Source organism: Corallococcus sp. AB018 (assembly GCF_003986945.1).
Lineage (GTDB): Bacteria > Myxococcota > Myxococcia > Myxococcales > Myxococcaceae > Corallococcus > Corallococcus exiguus.
Genome location: NZ_RAWR01000023.1, coordinates 22148 through 39932, shown reverse-complemented (window position 1 = coordinate 39932; position 17785 = coordinate 22148). Strand labels below are relative to the sequence as shown.

Here is a 17785-nt window from a genome sequence, read left to right as displayed (position 1 = left end):
GCCCCGCCGGAGGAATCCGAACGCATGCGCCTGAGACTCGCCCGCCGCCGTCACGCCGCTGGTGCCGCCGCCTCCCTCGCCATCTCCGAGGCGGTGGAACCCCACGGTCGCAACGAGCTCCAGGCGCGAGGCCCCGACCCCTTCCGGCCGGACCGGCGCCTGCGCTGGAGGGATCACTTCGTCCTCACCGAGCACCTGCTCCAGCTGGACAGCATCCACCCGGTGCATGACGGCCTGCGCATCGCGCAGCTGTCGGACGTGCACGTGGGCCAGGCGACCAGCGACGTGCGCATCCGCCGCGCGGTGGCCGCGGTGAACGAGGCCGCGCCGGACCTGGTGTTCCTCACGGGCGACTACGTCACGCACAGCCCCAAGCCGCTGCCGCGCGTGCGCCAGCTGCTGCAGGGGCTCAACGGCCCCGTCTTCGTGGTGATGGGCAACCACGACCACTGGGTGGACGCGCCCTACCTGCGCATGTCCTTCGAGGCGCTGGGCTACACGGTGCTCCAGAACGAGCACCGCGTGGTGAACGTGAAGGGCGCGCCCCTGACGGTGCTGGGCATCGACGACGGGCTCACCGGCAAGGAGGACGTGGAGGCCACCTTCCGAGGCGCGCCCACGTCCGGCACGCGGCTGGTGCTGGCCCACACGCCGCCCACCGCGGAGAAGCTGCCCGCGCACGCGGGGCTGGTGCAGTTCTCCGGGCACACCCACGGCGGGCAGTTCATCGTCCGGGGCCTCACGGAAGCGCTCTTCCGCCGCGCGGGCCAGCCGTACATCCGCGGCCACTACCGCGTGAATGGCAACCACCTGTACGTGAACCAGGGGCTGGGCTTCGGCTTCGGCGGGCCGTACCTGCGCCGGGGCAGCACGCCGGAGGTCGCCTTCTTCACCCTGCGCACGCAGCAGGCCGCCCACGTCGGGACGATCTGATCCACGGGGCGCGCCCGCGCGAGTTCAGCGCAGGGGCGTGCCCAGCTTCATGCCGCCCAGGGCGTTCTCGCGCTTCTTGCGCGACAGGCTGAAGGGGCCGGGCCCGAAGTAGACGATGAGCAGGGCGCCTCCCGCCATGGAGAGGTTCTTCATGAAGTGGATGAGGTTGTTCTGCGCCTGGACGGGGTCATCCATCTTCCAGAAGTGATGGACCATGAAGGCGGACGCCACCAGGAACACCGCGAGCATGGCCGCGCCCAGGCGGGCGAAGGCGCCCAGCAGGACGCACAGGCCCCCCACCACCAGCACTCCGCCGGACACCAGCACCGCCGTGCGCGGGTCGGGCACCCCGGACGCCTGGGCGTAGGCCGTGAGGGCCTGGAGCTGGATGAAGTGATTGAGCCCGCTGGTGATGAAGATGACCGAGAACAGCAGCCGTCCCAGCGGTGCGAGCAGCCCCATGAATGACCTCCATGCCTCCGGCGTGTCCTCCCTCAACGCGGACGGGTCGGTGTCATTCTCCAGATAGGCACGGATGGGCGGGCGGACAGCCGGCCCCCGCTCCCCTGCCCGCTCCCCAGGCCAGGGGACGACCGGTGCGTCCCCGGGTTGACGCACCGGCGGGCTGCGACAACACGCCGCACTGCGCCGGGACGGGGGGACGCTAGGGTGGCCACGCCTTGAGAACCCCCACCCTGGCCCTCCTGAGCGCCGCGCTGCTCCTCGTGCCCACCGCCCCGGCCTGGGCCTGCGCGAGCTGTGCCTGCGGCGACCCCACCCTCACGTCCATGGGAGGAGAGCAGCCCTTCGAGGGGCGGCTGCGGCTGTCCACGATGCTGCGCGCGTGGGGGCACACGGAAGGGGTGACGGGCGTGGACGCGCAGCGGCTGCGCGAGCTGCGCATGGACGTGGCGGTGGCGTACGCGCCCCGGCCCTGGCTGGTGCTGGCGGTGAACCTGCCGCTCCAGGCCCGCGAGGTCCAGGACGTGAGCCTGGGACTGGAGCGCGGCTGGGGGCTGGGCGACATCGACGTGACGGCGAAGGCGTTCGTGTGGAAGGACAAGGAGTTCTCGCCGGACCAACTGATCAGCGTGGTGGGAGGGGTGAAGCTGCCCACGGGCCCCCGGCTGCACGCGAGGGACGGCACGACGCTGGGCATAGACGCGCAGCCCGGCAGCGGCTCCGTGGATCCGATGGCGGGGCTGGCGTGGCAGGGCTTCCGGGGCAACTGGTCGTTCCTCGCGAGCGCCCTGGGCTTCCTGCCCTCAAGAGGGCGCGACGACTTCCGGCTGGGCGCGTCGGTGCGCACGCAGGTGGCGGCGCAATACCAGCCATCCCCCACCTGGGCGGTGCGGCTGGGCGTGGACACCCGGGCGGAGAAGGCGCCGGACACGAACGGCACGCCCGAGGAGGCCGGAGGAGGCTTCATCGCGTACGCGTCGCCGGACGTCCTCTTCAGCCCGGGCATGGACGTGGTGGTGCAGGCCGGGGTGCGCATTCCTGTCGTCAACCAACTGCGCAGGGTGTCGTCCACGCCCATCGCGGTGCTCTCGCTCGCGTACGACCTGTGATGATCCGCGCCTCGCGTCTGGGATGGTTGGGATTGCTGTGCGCCTTGAGCGCGTGTGGAGAGCGCGTGGACGGCATGACCGTCACGCTGGGCCTGGAGCACCGGGCCACCGCGCAAGGTGTACAGGCGGCGGGAGGCGAGCGCTCCTTCACGCGAGCGGACGGCCAGGTGCTCACGCTGACGCGAGGCTACGTGACGCTGGGCAGCGTGGAGTTGAAGCCGTGCGAGGAGGCGCTGGGGTGGCGGCTCTTGAAGGTGCTGTCTCCGATTGGCACCGCGCACGCGCACTCGGTGGGTTCGCCGTTGAGGCTGGGCACGCCGCACGTCAGTGGCCTGGACCGGCCGGACGGGAGCGTGCTGGCGCTGGGCACGGTGCGGCCGCCACCGGGGCGCTACTGCCGGGCGAGGCTCACCTTCGAGCCCGCGGACGCGGATGCCGAGGGCCTGCCTGGAGCGGACAGCGGCGTGGACATGCTGGAGCACACGCTGTGGCTGGAGGGGACGCGGGTGCCCGCGGGAGGCGGTGAGCCGCAACCCTTCCGGCTGGTGACGTCCAACATCGCCACGGTGGACGTGGTGCTGGACGGGCTGACGCTGTCCGAGGACGAGCCGGCGGCCGAGCGCACCTTCGCGCTCGCCTGGGACACGTGGCTCGCCACGGTGGACCTGGAGTCGCCCGGGGCGGCGGCCTCGGCGCTGGACACGGTGGCCCGCTCCGTGGCGATGTCCTCCGTCGCGCCATGACGTCCTCTCCGCCGCCCTCCTCCGAACCCTCGCTCCGGGCCCGCATCAACCTGGTGTGGTTGCTGAGGCTGCGCTGGGGCGTACTGGTGGGGCAGGCGGTGCTGGTGGCGGTGGCGGCGTGGGGCTTGAAGCTGGTGCTGCCGGTGCCCGCGCTGGTGGCGCTGCTGGGCGTGGAGGCGGTGACGAACGCGGCGGTGCGCGCGGGGCTCGCGAAGGCGAGGCCGGTGGCGGAAGCGGCCATCTTCGGGCTGATGCTCTGGGACACGCTGGTGCTGACAGGGCTGCTGGCATTGAGCGGCGGAACGCACAATCCCTTCACGACGCTGTACCTGGTGAACGTGGCGCTGGGCACGGTGCTGCTGCCGCCGCGCCGCACGTGGGCGATGCTGGGCTTCACGCTGTTGGCGTTCGGGTCGCTGTTCGTGTTGCAGGACGTGACGCTGCCGGGGCTGGAGAGGCCGGACCACGCGGAGCTGATGCGGCTGCACCTGAGCGGCATGTGGGTGGCATTCGCGGTGGCGGCGGGCTTCATCGTGTACTTCATCCAGCGCGTGACGCGGGCGCTGACGTTGCGTGAACAGGAATTGGAGCAGACGCGGGCGAGGCACGAGAGGCAGGAGAAGGTGGCCTCGCTGGCGACGCTGGCGGCGGGAGCGGCGCATGAATTGTCCACGCCGCTGTCCACCATCGCGGTGGTGGCGAAGGAGCTGGAGCGTGCGCTCGCGGCGTCACAGACCTCCGAGTCCGTGAGAGAGGATTTGAGGCTGATCCGCCAGCAGGTGGACCGGTGCCGGGATGTGCTGGTGCAGATGTCCGCGGACGCGGGACAGACGACGGGCGAACCCTTCCAGCCCATTCCACTGGAGCGGCTGGTGGAGGAGACGCTGTCGGAGCTGTCCGGCCGTGAGCGCGTGAAGGTTGACGTGCCGGAAGCGCTGAAGGCGCATCCAGTCCACGGACCGCCGAGAGCGTTGGCGCGGGTGCTGAGGGGCCTGGTGAAGAACGCGCTCCAGGCGACGCCCATGGGCAGGGGCGTGGAGCTGCGAGTGCTGCCGCAGGGCACGGGAGCGCGGCTGGAGGTGCGCGACGAAGGCCAGGGCATGCCGGAGGCGGTGCTTCAGCGCGCGGGTGAGCCGTTCTTCACCACGAAGGCGCCGGGCGAGGGCATGGGATTGGGACTGTTCCTGGCGCGCTCGTTGGCGGAGCAGTTGGGCGGGGCGCTGGAGCTGCGCTCGAAGTCCGGGGAAGGCACGACGGCGAGCCTGAGCCTGCCGGGAGCGGACGCGAAGGAGGCGGCGGCATGAGCACGACTCCAGTGGATCAACGTCCCAGCCTGTTGATGGTGGACGACGACACCACGCTGCGCGAGCGATTGGCGAGGGCCTTCCGCGAGCGCGGCTGGGACGTGACGACAGCGGGCAACCACGACGAGGCAATGGTCGCGGCAAGGCGCGAGTCACCGGAGTACGCGGTGGTGGACCTGCGCATGCCGGGGCACAGCGGGCTGGAGCTGGTGCGGGACCTGCTGGCGGTGGACGCGTCCACGCGAGTCATCGTGCTGACGGGCTACGGCAGCATCTCCACGACGGTGGATGCCATCCGGCTGGGCGCGGTGAACTACCTGCCGAAGCCCGCGGACGCGGACGACATCCTGGCGGCGTTCGCGAGGGCGGAGGAAGCACCCAACGTCGCGGCACCAGAGACGCTCCAGGCACCGTCCCTGGCGCGAGCAGAGTGGGAGCACATCCACCGCGTGCTCGCGGACAGCGCCGGAAACATCTCCGAAGCCGCGCGCAAGCTGGGCATCCACCGACGCTCGCTCCAGCGGAAGCTGCAGAAGTACCCACCGTCGCGCTGACGCGGGCCCCTTGCGCTGTCGCCAGCGACCGCACAAAACTAAAACCAGGTTTAACTTTCGCGCAACAGAAGGAGTCACTTATTGCGCGAAACTAAAGTGGAATTATACTTTCGTGCATGAGCACGGAGCCCCCAATCAAGCCGGACTGGGACCAGCTCTACCGCGTGGCCGAGACCCAGGAGGGCCTCTTCACGACGCAGCAAGCTGCCCAGGCGGGCTACTCACCCCAACTGCTCGCCCACTACGTGCGCATCGGCCGGGCTTCGCGAGTCCAGCGAGGAATCTACCGGCTGGTGCACTTCCCAGCGGGCGAGCACGAGGACCTCGTCGCGGTATGGCTCTGGTCAGAGAAGGTGGGAACCTTCTCGCATCAGACAGCCCTCGCGCTCTACGACCTCTCCGACGTCCTGCCCGCGCGGATCCACCTGACGCTTCCAGAGTCCTGGCGGAAACGCCGCCTGCGCGTACCGAAGCTCGTCGTGATCCACCATGCCGACCTGCTCGATTCCGAGCGCCACTGGGTCGGCTCAGTCAAGGTCACGTCTCCCAGCAGGACGCTCGATGACTGCGCGCGAAGCGCACTGACCCCGGACCTGATGCGTCAGGCCGCTCGGCAGGCCCTGCATCGAGGCATCGTCCGCGGGAGTCTCCCTGCGGTGGAGGAAGCACTGAAGCCCTTCGGAGGCCTGGGTACGTGAAGAGCCGCACCTACGATTCGCCCGCCGCCTTCAAGCAAGCACTGGAAGACCACCTCCGGAAGGAGGCCCTGAAGCGGGAGCACCCGATTGAACGTCAACGGGAGTTGCTGGTCTTCCACCGGTTCCTCGCGCGCGTCGAAGCAAAGCTGGGCCCAGAGGTCACTCTCAAGGGGGGACTCGTCCTGGAGCTTCGCGTCGCGCGGGCAAGAGCGACGAAGGATATCGACCTTCGTGTTCAGGGAGACCCGGGCAGACTGCTGATCCAACTCCAGGATGCCGCGAGAATCGATCTCGGAGACTTCTTCGTGTTCGACGTCCGCTCAAACGAAGAGCACTCCAGAATCCAGAACGAGGGCATGCGGTACGAAGGACTGCGGTTTCGGGTAGAAAGTCGGCTCGCGCAGAAGCTCTACAGTCGCCCTTTCGACGTGGATGTTGCCTTCGGTGAGCCCATGCTGGGAACACCGGCCGAAGTCACAGCTCCAAATGTGCTTGGCTTCGCCGGCATCGCTCCGCCCCGCCTGCGGCTCTATCCCATCGAAACCCATCTCGCGGAAAAGCTGCATGCCTATACGATGCCGCGCTGGAGCCCGAACTCCCGCGTCAAGGACCTCCCTGACATCCCACTGCTGGCGAGCACGGGCGCACTGGATGCCTCGCGACTGCGGAGTGCCATCCACCAGACCTTCACCTTCCGCGATACCCATCCCCCACCGCTCATGATTCCGCCCCCATCTCCCGCTTGGGAGAAGCCTTACACAGACATGGCCCAGGACAATCAACTCCCCTGGGCCACACTTGAGAAAGTGACCGAAGCCGCGAAGCGCTTCCTCGATCCCGTCCTGGAAGGGGCCGCCATCACCACCTGGGATCCGGAGACCTGGAGCTGGAACCGATGAGCCCAGGCTGACGTCCAGACAGCCCCTCTGTCCTTTCCGGCGCGACATAGGCTTTACTGCGAGGCGCTTCGCATTTCTCCCGGGGGGGGCAGAATGCATTGTCGTTGGCTCGTCGTCGCATTGACCCTGCTGTCCGTCGGCTGTGCCCATTCGAAGCGTGCACCCGAAGCGGAGCTGCCCAAGTACGAGCACGTCTTCCAGAAGCCGCTGACGGAGGCGCTCGCCGCCACACGCCAGCTGCTGGAGGAGCAGGGCTACGCGTTCGAGGAAACGGAGGACCCCAACCAGCTCGTCACCACCTGGTCCGAACCCGACCGGGCCGGCTCGCGCAACACCACACACACGCGCTACCTGGTGACAGGCATTGCACTGAGCCCGCGCCAGTCCGTCGTGCGCATCTTCCGCATGACGCAGCAGGCGGCGGGCAATGACGTTGAGTGGAAGAAGGTGTGGTGGAAGGTCTACCTGGAACGCGGGGAGCAAGTGTCCAATCCCTTCGTGAAGGAGGTGGACTTCGACCAGGACGACGCGATGACCAAGCGGCTGTCCATGCTGCGCGGCGCCCAGCAGGGCACCCGCGACCTGGACCTGGAGCAGGCCCTCACGCTGCGGCTGGAGTCCGCGCCCTCTGTCGAAGTCCTCGCCGGCAACGCGGCGGAAGACAAACGCCCCGCCCCCGTCCGCGCGCCGGAGTTCTACCTGGAGCGCTGGAAGGATGAGGCCGTCGCGGAAGGCCCGTGCACCACGTCCGTGCGCGGCCTGCCGGAACTCCTGCACCCGGGCCTCACGCTGCTCATCGGCGAGCAGCTGGGCTCCAACGAAGTGCCGGAAGTGGTGGGCCACGTGGTGTGCCAGGCGGCCCAATCCGGGCTCGCGGTGACACTGGGCCTGTCCATCCCCGACACGGAGCAGGCGCGCGTGAACGCGTACCTGTCCAGCCCCGGCGCCCCGGCCGACCAGGACGCGCTGCTGGAAGGCCGCTTCTGGACGCGCACGTACCAGGACGGCCGCAGCAGCCGCGCCGTCATGGAACTCATCGACCGCGTGCGGGCCCTGCGCGCGGCGGGCCTGAGGGTGACGGTGGTGGCCTACGACACGGACCTGATGAACGGCAGCGAGCGCGACGCGGCCCTGGCCCAGGTCTGGACGAAGCGCCGTGCCGTGAAGCCGGACGAGGTCCAGGTGGTGCTCGCCGGCAACACGCACACGCAGATGGAGAAGGGCACGCAGTGGGACCCGTCCTTCACCCCCATGGCGCACCTGATGAAGGAGAACCGTTCGCTCGTCGTGCTGGACATGAGCTACGCGCAGGGCACGCGATGGGGCTGCGACCTGAACCGCGACAGCAAGCTGGTCTGCGGCATCGTGGGCGCCACGCCCGCGCCGGCGGTGGCCGCCCGCCCCGGCCTGAGCCCGTACCTCCAGCTGCGCGAGTCCGCTCCCAACGAGCCCTTCCGGGGCCTGCTGTACGTGGGGCGGCTCACGGCCTCCCTGCCGGCCATCCTCGGACCGCAAGAGGCGCCGTCCACCGACCCCGCCCAGGCCCCCCGGATGCCCGGCCGCGACCGGCCTCTGCCGGGCGTCTTCTAGCGGCTCACGGATTGACGACCGTTAACGTCAGGGTTAATCATTCACCCTGACGTTAACGAAATTCGTCCGCCCGGAGTCACCGCCATGAAGCCCATCCCCGAGGACTGGCCGCGCATCTCCTCCAGCCTCTTCTACGTGGACGCTCCCGCCGCCATCGACTGGCTGGAGCGCGCGTTCGGCTTCCAGACGCGCCTCAAGGTGGAGGGCGCGGACAACAGCATCGTGCACGCGGAGCTGGCCTACGGCGACGGCGTCATCATGGTGAACTCCTCCGGGCGCCACGGCCTCCACCAGAGCCCCCGGCTGCACGGGGGCGTCAACACGCAGACCCTCACGGTCTACGTGGACGACGTGGACGCCCACTGCGCCCAGGCTCGCGCGGCCGGCGCCGCCATCCTCATGGAGCCCGAGACCAAGAACTACGGCGACGACTGGGGCACCAACCGCACCTACGGCGCCGAGGACCTCGAAGGCCACCGCTGGTGGTTCACCCAGCGCGTCTTCGGCCCGAAGTAGGTTCGTCCGCCATGGCCACCCCGTCCGCGCTCGACCGCACCCTGGCCGCCCTCGCCGACCCCACGCGCCGGGGCGTCGTGGACCGGCTGCGCCACCGGCCCCACCCCGCGGGAGAGCTGGCCGCCGCGTTCGACATGAGCCCCCCGGCCATGTCGCGCCACTTGCGCGTGCTGCGCCAGACGGGGCTCGTGGAGGAGCGCATCGACTCGGACGACGCCCGCGTGCGCGTCTACTCGCTGCGCCCGGAGCCCTTCGCCGCCCTGCGCGGCTGGCTGGACGAGGTGGAGTCCTTCTGGGGTGACCAGCTGGGCGCCTTCAAGGCCCACGCCGAACGCACCCGCGGCACGAAGCCCTCCAGAGGCCGCAAGTCATGACGGCCGACCGCGCCCGCGTCACCACCTTCGTCGCCGTGTCCCCGCTGGACGCCTTCGAGGTCTTCACCGAGGAGACCGACCTCTGGTGGAAGAAGGGCCCGCGCTACCGCGGCCTGCAGAACCCTCGCGGCGTCCTGCGCTTCGAACCGCCAGGCCCCGGCGGCCGGCTGCTGGAGTCCTTCGAAAACGACATCTACGAAATCGGCCGCGTGCTCGTCTGGGAGCCCGGCGCGCGGCTCGTCTTCCAATGGCGTGCGAGCAACTTCTCCCCCGGAGAGACCACCGAGGTCGACGTCCGCTTCGAGCCCACCTTCGGCGGCACCCGCGTGGTGCTCGAGCACCGGGGCTGGGACGCCATCCGCATGGACCACCCCGTGCGCCACGGCCAGGATGGAGCGGCCACGGTCGCGACCATCGGCCTCTGGTGGGGGGACCTCGTCACGCGCTACCGGCTCCACGCCGCGCGGCCCCGCTCCACTTGAGGAAGCCCCGCTGACTACTTGCAGGGGCCGCAGTCCGCCGCGCAGCTGTCCGCCGTGTTGCTGCCGCCGCACTTCTCCGTCAGCTGACACACGCCGTCGCCGCAGCGGTAGATGTCCTGGGGCAGCATGCGCGTGGTGATGGGCCGGTAGTTCACGCCGTTGTACGTGCAGCGCGTGTAGTACGTCCGCGTGGCGTCCAGCGTGCAGTAGTACCGGCATGCGCCCACGTGCTTCATCGGCGTGCACGCCGTCGTGTCGCTCCAGGACGACAGGCCGCAGGTGCGCACCGTGCTCTCGTCGTAGTCCAGGTACGCGCCGTCGTTCGCCGCGAACGTGCCCTCGCCCGTGAAGAGGTTGCCGAAGAAGCACGCCTCCTTCTCGTTGTAGGTGCTCAGCTCGTCCGTGGAGTACGGCATCGTCCCGCCCACCGCGTCGCGCCCCAGCACGGAGATGTTCACGTGCACGCCGTACTTGTTCGCGTGCGCCGCCAGACACGCGCTCACCACCTGCTGCTCCGCCACCGTCGCCGGCTGTCCCCCGGCCCACCCCGGCGCCAATCCCAGACTCCCGTCCCACAGGTAGCTCTTCCCCGTGGACGGCGACTGGTAGGTCAGCGTCATCCCCGCCGCCATCGAGCACCTCACCACGTAGCGCATCACCATCTCCGCCGTGGCGGGGTCCTGGTGGAACCAGGTCTGGAACGCGTTCGTGGACAGGCCATTCACCGTCAGGCCATTCACAGTGAGGCCATTCACTGTCAGCCCATTCACCGTGAGGCCATTCACTGTCAGCCCATTCACCGTCAGCCCATTGGAGGAGACGAGCGCGTCCGGGGACTGGCCCGTCACCTCCGTGGCTTCGTCGATGGGAGCACCGCAGCCCACCAGCGCCGCGGCCAGACAGAAGAGCGCCGTCCAGGGGGAGGAACGGAATGAAACATTGCGAGGGGGATTGAGCTGCATGGGGACTGCCTCCGCGTGAGGGCCTCACGAGCCGTGCGGCCTGATCAACCGGTAAACGCACTCCGACGAAGCGAGCAGCACCCCTGCCCTCCCGGCCCATCCCCTTCGGTCCTTCGCACAACACGCGCGGCGTGCGGCGGCGGACGCTCCCTCCCTCAGCGCATGGCTGCGAACGCTCACCCCTTCCAAAAAGGTCAGGCAGTCCGCGTCCTGCTCCTGCCGGCCTTCGCCTTCGCCTTCGGGCGCGGCGGCCGAGGCAGCCGCACCGTGAACGTCGTGCCGTCCTTCTGCGTCGACGTCACCTCCACCGTCCCCCCGTGGGCCAGGACAATCTCCTTCACGATGAACAACCCCAGCCCCAGCCCGCTGTTGCGCCGGCCGCCCTGCTCACGCTCGCCCTCGCCCTGGTGGAACGGATCAAACAGCCGCTCGCGCAGCTCCTCCGGAATGGGCGCACCGGGGTTCTGCACCTCCAGCACCTGGTGCTCGCCCTTCGCCCAGCAGCGCAGGAACACCGGCGCGTCCGGGCTGCCGTGCTCCAGCGCGTTGCCCACCAGGTTGGAGAGCACCTGCGCCAGCCGCTCCGCGTCCCACTCCCCTTCCGCCTTGCCGTCCACGTCCACCGCCACCGCGCGGTCCGGGTACGCCGCGGACAATTCGTCCACCACCTGCTGACACACCGCCCCCAGGTCCGTGGGGGCCTTGCGCAGCGGGATGCCGCCGGCCAGCCGGGCGCGCGTCAAATCCAGCAGGTCCGCGATCATGTTCCCCATGCGCGTCGCGGAAGACTCAATCCGCTGCGCATGCTGACGGTGCTGCTCCGGCGTGCACTCCAGCGGCCCCCGGCGCTTCTGCGCCCGCGCCGACAGCACGATGGCGTTGAGCGGGTTGCGCAGGTCGTGCCCCAGGATGCCGATGAAGCGCTCGCGGAAGCGCGCCTCCTCCACCATCGTCTCCATCTGGCGGGTGCGCTCGGTGACGTCCATCATCGAGCCAATCATCCGCACCGGGCGCCCCTCGTCGTCGCGCGCCAGCACGCCCCGGTCCAGGACATGCGCCCAGCTGCCGTCCGCGCGTTGGAAGCGGTACTCCTCGCTCCAGACGTCGCCCGTGGACGCGACGAACTCCACCAGCCGGTCCACCACCCGGTCCCGGTCGTCGTCGTGCACGCGCTCGCCCCACCAGCCCAGCTTGTGCTCCAGGATGGACGTGGCGTGGCCGAACGCGTTCCCCGTGCCCGGGTCCCACCGCACGTGGTCCGTGGCGAAGTGCCAGTCCCACAGCACGTCATGCGTGGCGCGCGTCGCCAGCCGGTAGCGCTCCTCCGCCTCCCGCAGCGCGCTCACCGTCTGCTCCGCCCTGGCCAGCGCCGCCTCCACCTCCTGCCGCGCCGCCCGCTCCCGGTCCGCCTGATGCGCGTCCGCCGCCTGGCCCTCGTCCCGAGGGAGCAGCCACAAAGCCAATCCCTCTCCGTGGCGCACCACCACGTACCGCCGCCCCGCCGGGTCCCCCGGCAGCAGGCCCACATGCGGAACACCGCGCATCAGCACGCGCACGAACGTCGCCACGTCGAACAGCGCGGCGCCCTCACGCGCCCACAGGGACACGTGGCGACCCAGCTCCAGGGAGCGCACCCAGCCCTCCGCCGGGACGTTCATGGACGTCCAGCGGAAGTCGAGCGCTTCGCCTGTCTCCCCGTGCAGCGGCTCGAGGAGGACGCAGGGCGTCTCGCTGTCAGCGGGCAGTTCCCATGCCGGAGCCATTCCCGGCCCCCAGGACAAACCCATCATCGTGCTCCCCCCGACGCTACAGGTCTGTTCCCCCACCCTTCACGTCGGTGCCGGGCAGGCTGGAAAAACCCGCGTCTCACGGAATACTGACACATCTGGCCAAGAGTGGAGCAGCCCTGGAGGGCAGGGTGCGCGAAAATCGGTTCACCCCCGAGCAGTGGACCTGCCCTTCAGGACAGGTCAGTACCGGCCCTTGACGCCAATGATGGGCAGGGCAATGGGCAGTCCCACCGCACTCTTGGTCAGGGGTTGCCGGCTGTAGCCGCCGCCCAGGTAGTCGAAGCCCAGCGTCTCCGTGTTGAGGGTGACGTTGAGCATGTCCAGATAGGCCTCCAGGGTGAACGTCTCGTAGGCCCAGGCCTTGGAGACGCGCAGGTCGAAGCGGAAGAAGGGCGGCAGCCGGTCCACCTGATCGCGATCCACCTGCACCCACGCGGGGCGGCCGTCTGAGTCCACGCCCTCGCGGTGCGTCTGGCTTCCCAGGGTGCCGTACTCCGGGCGTCCGCTGTTGAAGTGGAGCACGCCTCCCAGGGTGATGTTGTTGGAGAACTTGTGGCTGACCACCAGGTTCAAGATGTGTGTCTGGTCGAACGCGAAGGGCAGGTCCGCGGAGTCCTCGGAGATGGCCCGACCTGACGAGTCATATCGATAGAAGGTGGTGCGCCGCGTGCTGCGCTGGAGGCTGTACGAAAGCCAGCCGAACCAGTTGTTCCCCAGCGGGTAGCGGATGAGCAATTCCAACCCATACGCCAGGCCATGGCTGGTGAAGTCCGGGATGTCCCAGTCGTCCCGGCTGACAGGCGGTCTATCGACGTCGATCTGCCGCGCGCGCACCCGGCGGAAGCCGTCCTGGCGAGGAGGGCCCCCACCGGGCGGAGGCTCAACGACGTCCGGGTCCCCCGGGTCTCCGATGTCGTCCGTGAGGCCCTCGTCGGAGAAGGGTGTGAGCTCGATGGTGCGCAGCATGGGGTTCACATAGACGTCCAGCCCCACCTCCCACTTGTCGAAGGCCTTCCACTCCACGCCCGTGGACAGCTGCACGCCTTCCTGGAGGCCCAACAACAGACTGCCCACGTCCACCACCGGCAGGCTGATGAGGGTGGTGGGCGGCTGGTGGAAGATGCCGGCGCCGCCCTTGAGCGTCACGGTGTCGGTGAGCCTGTGGCGCACGGTGAGGCGCGGCTCGATGACCTTGTGGTCGAAGCCGCCGGACAGGTGGTAGCTGTCCAGGCGCAGGCCGGGCACCACCGTCCATCTGTCATTGGGCGTCCACACCCCTTCCGCGTACGCGCCGGTGAAGGTGGCCAGCGCCACGGGCACGCGCACCGTGTCCTCCTCCACCGGCCGGCCGTTCTCCACCGTGAGCACGTCCACGATGGCGCGCTTGTGCTCCAGGTCCGCGCCCGCGCGCAGCAGCAGCCGCTCATCCAATGGCACGCTGTAGCCCAGGCGCCCGGAGAAGTTGTCCTGGTCGATGTAGATTTCGTTCCCGTTGTCCGGCCCGCGAGACACGACAGCGAAGCGGTCCAGGCCCCACGTCCCGCCAATCTCGAGCTCGCCCTTGCCCAGCGGGTGGCGGCCGCGCAGGTCCACGCGGTGGAAGGCGACGGACTGGAGCGCGGTGTCGCCCTGGTCGTCCTGCGCCTCCGAGCCGAACGTGTCCGACGAGCCAAAGGCAAACAGCCGCAGCTTGCCCTGCCCCACGTCCTGCTCCACGCGGGCCTGGTAGTCCCAGAAGTCCAACACCACCTTCGGGTTGGTGCGGCCCGGGGGCGGCGGGTCCTGCAACTGATTGGCCGCCAGCGCGATGATCCACGGCGTATAGGAATAGCGGCCCGCGAGGCTGACGTTGGTGCCGGTGGACTTGAAGGGCGTCTCGATGAAGAAGCCCGCGTTGATGAAGTCCGCGTAGGCGCTGCCGTGCACGCGGTCGTCGCGAGGCCGGGTGAGGCGTCCGTCGATGGCGCCGCCCATCAGCCGGCCGTACCGCGGCGGCGGCGAGCCCGGATAGAAGTCGATGGCGTCCAGGAAGTCCGGGTGGATGACCGCGGGCCCCAGGAACAGGTGGAAGAGGATGGGGATGCGGATGCCGTCCAGGAAGTAGCCCGTGGACGCGGGCTGGCTGCCGCGCACCACCGGGTACGCCACGCCGGACAGCATGCTGCCCACGCCCGGCAGCAGCATGACCACGCGGAAGGGGTCGCCCATGGTGCCGGGCACTTCCCGCAGCTCCGCGTCGTGCAGCGTGATGCGGCTCACCTCCGTGCGCTCGCGGTCGCCGCGCACCACCGTCTCGTAGGGGTTCAGCACGAGCGGCTCCAGGCCGTAGACGACCTCCAGCGACTCGGTGGACTTCAGCGCCTCGCGGAACAGGCCGGGCTTGTGGCCGGGGGCGAACACGCGCACCGCCTGGCCGCCCGTGGGGAAGCGCGCCTCGAAGCGGCCGTTCTCGTCCGTCTGCACCGGCGAGTCCGGCGCCGCGTCCGACACCAGCGTCGCCCCAATCAACGGCCGGCGGTTGCCCTTCTCCCGCACCAGGCCCTTGAGGGTGATGGGGCCCTGCGGCATGGGAACGCCGCCGTCCGCGCCGGTGGCCACCGGGACGGGCGCCTCGAAGCGGTACTCGAAGAACAGGCGCACCGCGACGGGCTGGCCCTCCATCATCGCGGGAGAGAAGCGCAAGGAAGGCGCCGCGTGCAGGGCTGCCTCGTTGAGCAGCGGGTGCACGCCGTCCACCAGCGTGGCGGAGTCCACCTCGCCCGCCTCGTCCACCAGCAGCTCCAGCTTCACCGTGCCCGCCACGCCCTCGCCCACCAGCCGGGGCGGGTACGGCGCGGGCGAGTCCCTCACCAGCGCGGGCGGCACGAAGGCCGCCAGCGAAGGGCCCCCGTCCGCGCCAGCAGCCGCGCCGGGCTCCACCGCCCAGCCGCCGTCCGTGGTGCGCTGGAGGTCCGCCTCCTTCGAGACCGAGCCCGTGCCCCCGTCCTGGGGACCGTCCCCTTCCGTCCACGGCGCGCCCATGCTCCGCGGGGCAACGCCGGGGGTGAGGTTCTCCTCCGTGACGGGCAGGCCCGCGTCCAGGGTGTCGCCCAGCCGGGCACTGCCAGGGTCCGCTTCAGGAGATTGGGCTCGAGCCGGCCACGACAGGCACAGGCAAAGCACCAGCGCGGCGGCGTGCCAGGGGGTGCTCCTCTTCGCGAAGGTCATGGGCGATGGCGTTCGTGCAAGGAAGGTCCCGGCCGGCATCCATGAGGCCAGGGGATGTCCGCCCTGACAAGCGCTGCTCCGTGACGCGTGCCATCACCACCCGCCCGGGGCCGTGCAGGCAGCGGACCTTTTCCGCTGGAGGACATTTGCACTCCGCGTCAAGTCTCGCCGTGGATGACGGGACCGCTCCCCGGGACGGGGCGCCCCATTTCGGATCCATCCCCACCTTCCAGGAAGTCGCCCTTTCCCATTCCCGGACGCCATGCCCATGGTGGAACGCCCCAACCCTCCCAGAGCACTCTCCAACGACATGCACCAAGGCAGGGTTCGCGTGGCGCCCGGCGTCACGCGAGCCTGCTTATGATTCCCCCGCCGTCCCTGCGCTACCTTCCTCACGGACTGCTCGCGTCACTGCTGTTGGGCCTGATGTTGATGCCGCTGCTCTTCCCGCCGTCGCTGGCGCGCGCGGGCAATGAAGGACCGGACACGTTCATCGACGAAGGGCCCCCCGGGGCCACGCCCTCCAGGGAGGCCACCTTCGTCTTCACCGCCACCACGCTGAAGCCCGTGTTCTGGTGCTCGCTGGATGGCAGCCTCTACATCCCCTGCGAATCCCCATGGCGCCTGAAGGACCTGCCCGTGGGCGAGCACACCCTGGACGTGTACGCGGTGGACGTGAACACCGCGCAGCGAGACTCCACCCCGTCCGGCTGGGTGTGGCGGGTGACGAAAGCCGATCCGCGCGCGGGCACGGCCCGCCCGCCCGCGTCCGCGCCCTGAGAGGCCCCTTCAGCGGCGCGTGGGCAGGATGGCGCTGGCCACCAGGCTCATCAGCTTGAGCTGGGGGCGCGGCAGCCGGCGCACCGCGCGGAGCAGGCGGCGCATCTCCGGCAGGTCGTCCTTGTCCGTGGAGTCCTCCTCCCACAGCCCCGCGCCCGCCGCCGCCGCCAGGGCCAGCCCCAGGGACGCGTCCGCGGACAGCTGCAGCGCCAGACACAGGCGGAACAGCGTGGGGACGCTGGGCATCATCTTGCCCCGCTCCAGCCGGCCGTAGACCTCCGACGCGATGCCGACGCGATCCGCCACGTCCGCCTGCGTGAGGCCAGCCCGCAGCCGCGCGGCCCGGGCCGCCGCCCCCACGCTGACCGCCAGCTTGCGCTCCAACTGCCGCCGCGACAGCGCCGCCGCTGACGCGGGCGCCACACGGGGCTTCTTCCGGAGGCGGCCGGAAGCGAGAGGACCTCGGGGGTGGGTTTTCACCACATCAACCTTGCACGTGACGTCCGGTGGGGTGGCCGCAAGGCTCGCGACCCCTCCACCGCCGGAGCAGTTCAGAGGTCGTTATAACCCGCCACGTCACCCGGGCCCATCCCTATATGGCAGGTAGTCCCGCATTCCCCCGTCCACCGGAAGCGCGTCGTTCATGGCTCCATTAGCCCACATGAAACGACACGCGAACCCTGGAAGGTCTGGGAGATTGTCCGGGTTCGGGGCCCCGGGGTTGCGCCGGGAGGGTCAACCGTCCGCGGTGGCGACGCGCTCCCAGCCGTCCGGGTAGTGCGTGACGAGCCCCAGGGCGTCGGTGTCCACCTCGGCGACGAAGGCGCCTCCCGCGCTCTCGTAGCGGTAGCGGGTGGAGGACAGCCGGGTGTAGCGCTGCTCCAGCCGCTCCAGGGACAGCTCCGGCAGCCGCACCCACGCGGCCGTCACGTCCCGGGACTGGCCTTGCTCCAGCCCCAGCCGGCGGATGGGCAGCGTGTTGGTGGAGGGGGTGACGCTCAGGTCCACGTCCACGCACCCGCGCAGCTCCGGCACCTCGCGCCCGTCGCGCCACCAGCGCTGGTGGTCATCCACCTGGAGCACCAGCGTGCGCCGCGTGCCGCCCTGGTGCACGGCCAGCCGCGCCTCGCGCGTGTGCCAGTCCGGGTCGCACGCCACCGTGTAGCGCACGAGCAGCGGAAGGCCCTCGCCCACCAGCACCACGGTGCCGGCGAGGAGCGGGCCTTCGGCGGACTCCCACAGCTCGAAGTGCTCGGTGCCGGGGGACTCCAGGCGCCGCCAGGTCAGGGCTTGCAGGCAGCGGCCCTCGGGCGCTCCGCCGGGCCGGGCGGTGCGCGCCGTCATGGGACGGGACTCCGGGAGCTCCCGGGGCTCGGAGACTT

Annotated in this window: 18 protein-coding genes; 12 read left to right on the top strand and 6 right to left on the bottom strand. The window is 70.0% G+C overall.

The window, feature by feature from the left end; genetic code table 11:
• Nucleotides 1-24: 24 nt before the first annotated feature.
• On the top strand, nucleotides 25-933 hold the full coding sequence (locus D7Y11_RS07745; RefSeq protein WP_120577139.1) for a metallophosphoesterase: 909 nt from the start codon (nucleotides 25-27) through the stop codon (nucleotides 931-933).
• Between the two features lie 24 nt (nucleotides 934-957).
• Here the strand turns inward: D7Y11_RS07745 and D7Y11_RS07740 are convergent, their stop codons facing one another.
• Complete coding sequence (locus D7Y11_RS07740) at nucleotides 958-1395, bottom strand: DoxX family protein (protein WP_120577140.1); 438 nt, start codon at nucleotides 1393-1395, stop codon at nucleotides 958-960.
• 326 nt (nucleotides 1396-1721) lie between these two features.
• On the opposite strand from D7Y11_RS07740, the gene D7Y11_RS07735 reads away from it, so the two are divergent.
• From D7Y11_RS07735 to D7Y11_RS07690, 10 genes are all read left to right on the top strand, one after another.
• The gene (locus tag D7Y11_RS07735; protein WP_180946174.1) at nucleotides 1722-2504 is read left to right on the top strand and encodes a transporter; all 783 of its coding nucleotides are present in this window, start codon (nucleotides 1722-1724) and stop codon (nucleotides 2502-2504) included.
• Nucleotides 2505-2548: 44 nt separating this feature from the next.
• Entirely contained in the window at nucleotides 2549-3247 is a 699-nt protein-coding gene (locus tag D7Y11_RS07730) for a hypothetical protein (protein WP_233607224.1), read from the top strand.
• A complete protein-coding gene (locus D7Y11_RS07725) occupies nucleotides 3244-4551 on the top strand; it encodes an ATP-binding protein (protein ID WP_120577143.1) in 1308 nt (435 codons plus the stop codon). The genes D7Y11_RS07730 and D7Y11_RS07725 overlap by 4 nt, the downstream gene beginning before the upstream one ends.
• Nucleotides 4548-5105, top strand: coding sequence for a response regulator transcription factor (locus tag D7Y11_RS07720; protein ID WP_120577144.1), 558 nt, complete (start codon nucleotides 4548-4550; stop codon nucleotides 5103-5105). Before D7Y11_RS07725 ends, D7Y11_RS07720 begins: the two co-directional genes overlap by 4 nt.
• A 116-nt stretch (nucleotides 5106-5221) precedes the next feature.
• The gene (locus D7Y11_RS07715; protein ID WP_120577145.1) at nucleotides 5222-5803 is read left to right on the top strand and encodes a type IV toxin-antitoxin system AbiEi family antitoxin domain-containing protein; all 582 of its coding nucleotides are present in this window, start codon (nucleotides 5222-5224) and stop codon (nucleotides 5801-5803) included.
• Nucleotides 5800-6702, top strand: coding sequence for a nucleotidyl transferase AbiEii/AbiGii toxin family protein (locus tag D7Y11_RS07710; RefSeq protein ID WP_120577146.1), 903 nt, complete (start codon nucleotides 5800-5802; stop codon nucleotides 6700-6702). The genes D7Y11_RS07715 and D7Y11_RS07710 overlap by 4 nt, the downstream gene beginning before the upstream one ends.
• 93 nt (nucleotides 6703-6795) lie before the next feature.
• Complete coding sequence (locus D7Y11_RS07705; protein WP_199753702.1) at nucleotides 6796-8292, top strand: hypothetical protein; 1497 nt, start codon at nucleotides 6796-6798, stop codon at nucleotides 8290-8292.
• A gap of 84 nt (nucleotides 8293-8376) precedes the next feature.
• On the top strand, nucleotides 8377-8808 hold the full coding sequence (locus tag D7Y11_RS07700; protein WP_120577148.1) for a VOC family protein: 432 nt from the start codon (nucleotides 8377-8379) through the stop codon (nucleotides 8806-8808).
• A gap of 11 nt (nucleotides 8809-8819) precedes the next feature.
• Complete coding sequence (locus D7Y11_RS07695) at nucleotides 8820-9182, top strand: helix-turn-helix transcriptional regulator (protein ID WP_120577149.1); 363 nt, start codon at nucleotides 8820-8822, stop codon at nucleotides 9180-9182.
• A complete protein-coding gene (locus D7Y11_RS07690) occupies nucleotides 9179-9664 on the top strand; it encodes an SRPBCC domain-containing protein (RefSeq protein ID WP_126933365.1) in 486 nt (161 codons plus the stop codon). The genes D7Y11_RS07695 and D7Y11_RS07690 overlap by 4 nt, the downstream gene beginning before the upstream one ends.
• 14 nt (nucleotides 9665-9678) lie before the next feature.
• Here the strand turns inward: D7Y11_RS07690 and D7Y11_RS07685 are convergent, their stop codons facing one another.
• From D7Y11_RS07685 to D7Y11_RS07675, 3 genes are all read right to left on the bottom strand, one after another.
• The gene (locus D7Y11_RS07685) at nucleotides 9679-10626 is read right to left on the bottom strand and encodes a hypothetical protein (protein WP_126933364.1); all 948 of its coding nucleotides are present in this window, start codon (nucleotides 10624-10626) and stop codon (nucleotides 9679-9681) included.
• 194 nt (nucleotides 10627-10820) lie between these two features.
• Nucleotides 10821-12389 (bottom strand): ATP-binding protein, encoded by a 1569-nt coding sequence (locus D7Y11_RS07680; protein ID WP_158641902.1) that lies wholly within the window; start codon nucleotides 12387-12389, stop codon nucleotides 10821-10823.
• Between the two features lie 207 nt (nucleotides 12390-12596).
• Nucleotides 12597-15623, bottom strand: a complete 3027-nt coding sequence (locus D7Y11_RS07675) for a TonB-dependent receptor (protein WP_199753701.1) — start codon at nucleotides 15621-15623, stop codon at nucleotides 12597-12599.
• A 360-nt stretch (nucleotides 15624-15983) separates the two neighbouring features.
• Here D7Y11_RS07675 and D7Y11_RS07670 point away from each other — a divergent pair, with 360 nt between their 5' ends.
• Complete coding sequence (locus tag D7Y11_RS07670) at nucleotides 15984-16403, top strand: hypothetical protein (RefSeq protein ID WP_120579241.1); 420 nt, start codon at nucleotides 15984-15986, stop codon at nucleotides 16401-16403.
• A 9-nt stretch (nucleotides 16404-16412) separates the two neighbouring features.
• Here D7Y11_RS07670 and D7Y11_RS07665 read toward each other — a convergent pair whose 3' ends face one another.
• Together D7Y11_RS07665 and D7Y11_RS07660 are read right to left on the bottom strand one after the other, a co-directional pair.
• On the bottom strand, nucleotides 16413-16826 hold the full coding sequence (locus D7Y11_RS07665; protein WP_223639461.1) for a helix-turn-helix transcriptional regulator: 414 nt from the start codon (nucleotides 16824-16826) through the stop codon (nucleotides 16413-16415).
• 312 nt (nucleotides 16827-17138) lie between these two features.
• Nucleotides 17139-17747 carry a putative glycolipid-binding domain-containing protein gene (locus D7Y11_RS07660; RefSeq protein ID WP_126933362.1) on the bottom strand — a complete coding sequence of 203 codons (609 nt, stop codon included), beginning with the start codon at nucleotides 17745-17747 and terminating at the stop codon, nucleotides 17139-17141.
• Nucleotides 17748-17785: the final 38 nt, after the last annotated feature.

Excerpts from the sequence above, each read along its gene's own strand:
- D7Y11_RS07715 (WP_120577145.1), top strand. The coding sequence starts at position 5,222 with ATGAGCACGGAGCCCCCAATCAAGCCGGACTGGGACCAGCTCTACCGC.
- D7Y11_RS07675 (WP_199753701.1), bottom strand. The coding sequence starts at position 15,623 with ATGACCTTCGCGAAGAGGAGCACCCCCTGGCACGCCGCCGCGCTGGTG.
- D7Y11_RS07670 (WP_120579241.1), top strand. The coding sequence starts at position 15,984 with ATGATTCCCCCGCCGTCCCTGCGCTACCTTCCTCACGGACTGCTCGCG.
- D7Y11_RS07700 (WP_120577148.1), top strand. The coding sequence starts at position 8,377 with ATGAAGCCCATCCCCGAGGACTGGCCGCGCATCTCCTCCAGCCTCTTC.
- D7Y11_RS07695 (WP_120577149.1), top strand. The coding sequence starts at position 8,820 with ATGGCCACCCCGTCCGCGCTCGACCGCACCCTGGCCGCCCTCGCCGAC.
- D7Y11_RS07660 (WP_126933362.1), bottom strand. The coding sequence starts at position 17,747 with ATGACGGCGCGCACCGCCCGGCCCGGCGGAGCGCCCGAGGGCCGCTGC.
- D7Y11_RS07720 (WP_120577144.1), top strand. The coding sequence starts at position 4,548 with ATGAGCACGACTCCAGTGGATCAACGTCCCAGCCTGTTGATGGTGGAC.
- D7Y11_RS07680 (WP_158641902.1), bottom strand. The coding sequence starts at position 12,389 with ATGGCTCCGGCATGGGAACTGCCCGCTGACAGCGAGACGCCCTGCGTC.
- D7Y11_RS07685 (WP_126933364.1), bottom strand. The coding sequence starts at position 10,626 with ATGCAGCTCAATCCCCCTCGCAATGTTTCATTCCGTTCCTCCCCCTGG.
- D7Y11_RS07690 (WP_126933365.1), top strand. The coding sequence starts at position 9,179 with ATGACGGCCGACCGCGCCCGCGTCACCACCTTCGTCGCCGTGTCCCCG.
- D7Y11_RS07735 (WP_180946174.1), top strand. The coding sequence starts at position 1,722 with ATGGGAGGAGAGCAGCCCTTCGAGGGGCGGCTGCGGCTGTCCACGATG.
- D7Y11_RS07745 (WP_120577139.1), top strand. The coding sequence starts at position 25 with ATGCGCCTGAGACTCGCCCGCCGCCGTCACGCCGCTGGTGCCGCCGCC.
- D7Y11_RS07705 (WP_199753702.1), top strand. The coding sequence starts at position 6,796 with ATGCATTGTCGTTGGCTCGTCGTCGCATTGACCCTGCTGTCCGTCGGC.
- D7Y11_RS07740 (WP_120577140.1), bottom strand. The coding sequence starts at position 1,395 with ATGGGGCTGCTCGCACCGCTGGGACGGCTGCTGTTCTCGGTCATCTTC.
- D7Y11_RS07725 (WP_120577143.1), top strand. The coding sequence starts at position 3,244 with ATGACGTCCTCTCCGCCGCCCTCCTCCGAACCCTCGCTCCGGGCCCGC.